Source organism: Kitasatospora putterlickiae (assembly GCF_039527695.1).
GTDB classification, from domain to species: Bacteria; Actinomycetota; Actinomycetes; order Streptomycetales; family Streptomycetaceae; genus Kitasatospora; species Kitasatospora putterlickiae.
The window spans coordinates 22,698-23,390 of sequence record NZ_BAAAKJ010000116.1; the positions used below are offsets into that span (position 1 = coordinate 22,698).

Here is a 693-nt window from a genome sequence, read left to right on the forward strand (position 1 = left end):
CGTCGGCGTGCGCGGCGTCGAGTCCGGGGCGCTCGCCCCGGTCTGCCTGGCCGTGGTCGTGCTCACCCCGCTGGCCGCCTTCGAGGCCGTCACCGGCATGCCGCTCGCCGTCCAGGCCCGCCGCCGAGGCCTGGCCGCCTCGGCCCGGCTCGACGAGGTGCTGGACGCGCCCGCCGCCGTCGCCGAACCGGCCGCGCCGAAGGCCCTTCCCGAGCGGCCGCTGCCGATCGCCGTCCGCGGGCTGACCGCCCGCCACCCCGGCCAGGACACCGACGCGCTGGCCGGCGTCGACCTCGACCTCGCCCCGGGCCGGCGGATCGCCGTGGTCGGCCCGTCCGGCTCCGGCAAGACCACCCTCGCCCAGACGCTGCTGCGCTTCCTGGACCAGGACGCCGGGAGCGTCGTGCTCGCCGCCGGCCGTCCGCGGGCGGTGGACAGCCGGGACCTCGCGGGGGAGGACGTGCGCCGGGTGATCGGGCTCTGCGCCCAGGACGCGCACGTCTTCGACAGCTCGCTGCGCGAGAACCTCCGGCTGGCCCGGCCGGACGCGGACGAGGACGAGCTGCGCGCCGCGCTCGCCGCCGCCCGGCTGCTGGACTTCACCGAGACCCTGCCGGACGGCCTGGACACCATGGTCGGCGAGCACGGCGCCCGGCCCTGCCCGACCGCCCGGCTGGCCGCCAGGCTGGGCCT

At 79.2% G+C, this 693-nt stretch carries 1 pseudogene; it reads left to right on the forward strand.

Annotated elements, in window-relative coordinates:
* Positions 1–693, forward strand: a pseudogene (locus ABD308_RS12185) (ATP-binding cassette domain-containing protein); the annotation flags it as partial.